Origin of the sequence: Salinisphaera orenii subsp. halophila YIM 95161 (assembly GCF_003732545.1) — a bacterium.
GTDB lineage: Bacteria > Pseudomonadota > Gammaproteobacteria > Nevskiales > Salinisphaeraceae > Salinisphaera > Salinisphaera orenii_A.
This window is the reverse complement of the sequence record NZ_AYKF01000150.1, coordinates 1-4318: the sequence shown is the minus strand read 5'-3', so window position 1 is coordinate 4318 and position 4318 is coordinate 1. Positions and strand designations below refer to the sequence as shown.

The following is a 4318-nucleotide window of genomic DNA, read 5'->3' as shown; positions in this document are numbered from 1 at the left end:
GGCCGGCGGATCGTCGGGACGGTGGCCGCGGACCGGTGCGCGAACGAGCGGGCCGGCGCCGGAAACCCGGCCGCCGGCCCTACACCATACGCCGTAACGGGGCGGTCAGTTCAACGCATAGCTCTGGTGTATGGTCTCGCGCAGGGCGTACTGCACGCAGGCGTCGTGCTCGAACTCGCTCAGGGCGTCGGCCTCGCCGCTGGCGCGGTTGGCGTCGCGCAGATGGCCGTCCTCGTCGAAGCTGACGATCGCGCCGAGCGTACGGACGTGGATCTCGCCGTCGTCGTTGACGTTGTCATCGAAGTCGACCTGAACGTAGCGCAGCCGCCGATCGGCGAAGCGCGGCAGGTCCTGCTTGCCCTCCGCCACGGCGGAGGCCTCGTCCTCGCTGAACTCCTCGATGGCGCCATCGTGGGTCAGCAGGAAATGGCGTGTCGACATAACCGTCCTCGTGTCTGCCTGTCGATAGCGCTAATATGTGCACAAAGCGCGCCAATTCAAGCGCCTGGGCGGCAACGTGAGAGGGCTTTCTCAACGCCGCGGCCGTTTCGGTCCGGTTACAATCCGCTGATCGGTCAATGCCTTGCCGTATGCGGCGGGCATGCCGGCGCGACTTCGCAGGAATTCGATGGCAAAAGCGATCGCCAAGCAGAACAAGGCGGCCAAGGCCGGCCCGAAGCCGAGCAAGCGCAAGGACACGGGCGCGGACGAGGCGCCCGTGAGCCGTTATCGCCAGCGGCTCGGCCGGCTCATGCGCGAGGCGGTGCTGTTCGCCGCGGCGGCCGTGACGCTGTTCCTGCTGGCCGCGCTGGTCTCCTACAGCCCGCAGGATCCGGGCTGGTCGCGCCTCGGCGACGGCTCGCCGGTGGCCAATCTGTTCGGCGGTCCGGGGGCGTGGTTCGCCGACGTGCTGCTCAGCCTGTTCGGCTATCTCGGTTTCATATTCCCGTGGCTGGTGCTCTACGGCGGCTGGCTGGTGTTCGCCAATATCGACCGACCGGCCGGCGACGCGCTGTCCAAGAGCGTGCGCGCGGCCTCGCTGCTGCTGTGGCTGATCTCCGGCTGCGGCCTGGCCTGGCTCGCGCTCGGGGCCAACGGCGACGCGTTGCCGCAGGGCAGCGGCGGCATCATCGGCGCGGCCACCGCCGGCGCGCTGGCGGAGGTGATCAACATCGTCGGCGCCGCCTGGCTGCTCATCACGGTGTTCGTGATCACGCTCTCGGTGGGGCTGGGCTTCTCCTGGCTGGTGGTGACCGAGCGCACCGGCGCCTTCGTGCTCGGCGGGCTGCGGGGCGGCGTGCGCGGCATGTTCGACCGCCTGGGCGCCTGGCGCGCCTCCCGCGCGGAGCGGCGCGCGAGCGCGCCGACGGTCAAGCACAGCGAGCCGGCGCCCGAGCGCAAGCCGAAAAAGCGCGTCGCGCCCACACTCGGCGCCGAGAGCGACGACAAGCCTGCCAAGTCCGCCGACACGGCGGTGCCGGTCAAGAAGCCCAAGAAGAAGAACAAGGCCACGCAGCTCGATCTGCCGATGGAGGAGCAGGTCGACGTGCCGGCCTACGACCCGGAGACGGACAGCCCGATCCCGCCCACCGCGCTGCTGGACGCGGCACGGCCGCCGATCAACGACCGCGACACCGACGACGCCGTGCTGCAGCGCATGTCCGAGCAGCTCGAGCAGCATCTGGCGGATTTCAACGTCCAGGCGAAGGTGGTCGCCGTCGAGCCGGGCCCGGTGATCACCCGCTTCGAGCTGGACCCGGCGCCGGGCGTGAAGGTCAACCAGATCTCCAATCTGGCCAAGGATCTGGCCCGGGCGATGTCGACCACCAGCGTGCGCGTGGTCGAGGTGATCCCGGGCAAGTCGGTGGTGGGCCTGGAGATCCCCAACGCGGACCGCGAGGTCGTGGCGCTGCGCGAGATCCTGGAGTCGCCGCGTTACACCGGCCTGGCCTCGCCGCTGACGCTGGCGCTGGGCAAGGATATCGGCGGCAACCCGGTGACCGCGGACCTGGGCAAGATGCCGCATCTGCTGGTGGCCGGCACCACCGGCTCCGGCAAGTCGGTGGCGATCAACGCCATGATCCTGTCGATCCTGCACAAGGCGCACGCCGAGGAAGTGCGCCTGATCATGATCGACCCCAAGATGCTGGAGCTGTCGGTCTACGAGGGCATTCCGCACCTGCTCGCGCCCGTGGTCACGGACATGAAGGACGCGGCCAACGCCCTGCGCTGGTGCGTCGGCGAGATGGAACGCCGCTACAAGCTCATGGCCGCGCTCGGCGTGCGCAACATGGCCGGTTTCAACACCAAGGTCCGCAAGGCGATCGACGCCGGCACGCCGATCGAGGATCCGCTGGCCAAGAACGGCCAGTCGGACGCGGACGCCGAGGCCGGCGAGCCCGTGCCCACGCTGGAACCGATGCCGGCGATCGTGATCGTGGTCGACGAGCTCGCCGACATGATGATGGTGGTCGGCAAGAAGGTGGAGGAACTGATCGCCCGCATCGCCCAGAAGGCGCGTGCGGCCGGCCTGCACATGATTCTGGCCACGCAGCGGCCCTCGGTGGACGTGATCACCGGGCTGATCAAGGCCAATATTCCGACTCGCATCGGCTTCCAGGTCGCCTCCAAGGTGGATTCGCGCACGATCCTCGACCAGCAGGGCGCCGAGAGCCTGCTCGGCCACGGCGACATGCTGTATCTGCCGCCGGGCACCGGGTTTTCCACCCGCGTGCACGGCGCCTTCGTGGACGACCACGAGGTGCACAAGGTGGTGGAATATCTCAAGCAGACCGGCCAGCCGGACTATATCGAGGATATCCTCGAGGGCGGCGCCGGGGACGGCGAGGGCGGCGGCGACGACGAGGAGGACGCCGAGGCCGATCCGCTCTACGATCAGGCCGTGGCCATCGTCACCAAGACCCGCAAGGCCTCGATATCCTACGTGCAGCGGCGCCTGCGCGTCGGCTACAACCGCTCCGCCCGACTGATCGAACAGATGGAGAACGCCGGCGTCGTGAGCGCGGCCGAGGGCAGTGGCGGGCGCGAAGTGCTGGCCCCGCCGCCGCCCGATGACGATTGAACCCCGACGTGCTGCGGGCGTCCGATAGCGTGTCCGAGGGGGCTGACGAGTTCAGTCTCGATTCATGGCCCACGGCGCAGCCTCGCAGCCATCGCGATACCGCGCCGTTTTTGTTTTCAGGAGTCTCTATGCCCGTTCGCCGCCTGCTCGTTTTCGGCCTGCTGCTGCTTGCGGCCCCGTTCGCCCAGGCGAACGGCGTGGACGATCTCGAAGCCTTCTACGACCGCGTCGACACGCTCACCGCGGACTTCGAGCAGCGCCAGATCGACGATCGCGGCAACGTCATGCAGCGGGCGAGCGGCATCTTCGTGCTCTCGCGCCCGGATCGGTTCCGCTGGGCCTATCAGGACCCCTACGAACAGATCATCGTCAGCGACGGCAACGTCTTCCGCTTCTACGACGTGGACCTGGCACAGGTGACCGTGCGCGACATCGACGCGACGCTGCGCGCCACCCCGGCGCTGCTGCTGACCGGCGGGGCCGCGCTCGAGGACGCCTTCAACATCAGTGCCGCCGGCAATCGCGATGGCATGAGCTGGGTGCGCCTGACCCCGCGGGCGGACGACACCGACTTCGAGGAGGTCCGGCTCGGCCTCGACGATCAGGTGCCGGCGGTCATGGAACTCCAGGACAGTCTCGGCCAGACCACGCGCATCCGTTTCAGCAACGTCGAGATCAACCCCGCGATCGACGACGATCGCTTCACCCTCGATATTCCGGATGACGTCGAGGTGGTGGACGGCCGCGGCATGAACGGCGGCGGCCGCCGATGAGCGGCAACGGGCCCGCGCTGGTGTGCCTGCGTCTGTGGTTCGCGGTCGGGCTCGCCGGCTGTGCGGTACTGCTCTACGCCTGCCTGATGCCGAACCCGCCGAGCCCGGGCATCTCCAATTTCGACAAGGTCGAGCATTTCGCCGCGTTCGCCGTGCTGGGCACCTGGTTCGGCGGCATCCTCGCGCCGCGCTACTGGGCGGTGCTGTTCGGGCTGCTGGGCTTCGGCCTGCTGATCGAGCTCATCCAGTCCGGCATCGACTACCGCAGCGGCGATCCGCTGGATTTTCTGGCCGACGGCCTCGGTGTGGTCGCCGGCATCGGGCTCGCACGGCTCGGCGCCATGGGCTGGCTGCGTTATATTGATGCCCGTGTCGCAGCAAACGGAAATCGATCTGGATGAGGGGGCCGGGCTGGCGGGTCGCCCGCTGGCCGACCGGATGCGGCCGACGCGTCTGAGCGACT

General features: G+C 68.6%; 4 protein-coding genes. 3 read left to right on the top strand and 1 reads right to left on the bottom strand.

The window, feature by feature from the left end:
• Positions 1–105: 105 nt before the first annotated feature.
• Positions 106–441 (bottom strand): hypothetical protein, encoded by a 336-nt coding sequence (locus tag SAHL_RS17340; protein WP_123592669.1) that lies wholly within the window; start codon positions 439–441, stop codon positions 106–108.
• A 187-nt stretch (positions 442–628) separates the two neighbouring features.
• Between SAHL_RS17340 and SAHL_RS17335 the strand changes: the two genes are divergently transcribed.
• The 3 genes from SAHL_RS17335 to SAHL_RS17325 all read left to right on the top strand — a co-directional run bounded on the left by SAHL_RS17335 (position 629) and on the right by SAHL_RS17325 (position 4256).
• Positions 629–3082 carry a DNA translocase FtsK gene (locus SAHL_RS17335; RefSeq protein WP_123592668.1) on the top strand — a complete coding sequence of 818 codons (2454 nt, stop codon included), beginning with the start codon at positions 629–631 and terminating at the stop codon, positions 3080–3082.
• A 128-nt stretch (positions 3083–3210) separates the two neighbouring features.
• Positions 3211–3855, top strand: a complete 645-nt coding sequence (gene lolA, locus SAHL_RS17330) for an outer membrane lipoprotein periplasmic chaperone LolA (RefSeq protein WP_123592667.1) — start codon at positions 3211–3213, stop codon at positions 3853–3855.
• Positions 3852–4256: a VanZ family protein gene (locus SAHL_RS17325; RefSeq protein WP_123592666.1), complete on the top strand. Its 405-nt coding sequence runs from the start codon at positions 3852–3854 to the stop codon at positions 4254–4256. Before lolA ends, SAHL_RS17325 begins: the two co-directional genes overlap by 4 nt.
• Positions 4257–4318: the final 62 nt, after the last annotated feature.